Below are 595 nucleotides of genomic sequence, written 5' to 3' on the forward strand. Positions count from 1 at the left end.
CCGGCCCGGGTGGTCGCGTACGTGGAGCGCGAGCTGCCGCCGGGCGGCATACCCGCCTACCTCGCGGCCCGCAGCAGCGGCGCCCGCTCCTTCGTCCTGTGGGCCGACGAGCACCGGCGGGAACGGGTGGCCACCTTGGTGACCCAGTCGGCCACCGGCGGTGTCGCGACGTTTCAGGCGTTCGGTGCGCACGGTGACCTCATCGGCACGTTCGTGCGTGAGAAGGCGCTCCATGGCAGGGGCCTGCGCACCCGCTGGACCGTGACTCAGCCCGGCGGCCCTGAGGCGGTGGGCTTCAAGGGCCGGATCCTGTGGTGGTGCATGTGGTGGCTGTTGTTGCCCCTGCAGGTGCTGATCCTCGTGTTCTCCATTTTCGACAGTGTCCCCGGCAACGAGGGTGGTGTCGCGCGCGGCCCCCGGCGCATCAGGTGGCGCGCGGGTGGTCAGATGCCGCTGGAGTTCAGATCCAGAGGCGACAAGCTGCACGTGCACGCGCCGGGATCGGACTGGCGGCTCGGGGCCGCGCTGATCGTCCTGCTGCGCACCTTCGGTGCTAGCTCCTGGGACTCCGGGAAGACGTGACCTGACGCGGGCC

1 protein-coding gene is annotated in these 595 nt (G+C 70.9%); it reads left to right on the plus strand.

Going from position 1 to position 595, the window contains the following annotated elements; all coding sequences use genetic code 11:
- A partial coding sequence (locus ACTMTF_RS49440) for a hypothetical protein (protein ID WP_441117041.1) occupies window positions 1-582 on the plus strand: 582 nt, incomplete at its 5' end.
- Window positions 583-595 lie beyond the last annotated feature (13 nt).

Source organism: Nonomuraea sp. ZG12 (assembly GCF_052068115.1).
Lineage (GTDB): Bacteria > Actinomycetota > Actinomycetes > Streptosporangiales > Streptosporangiaceae > Nonomuraea.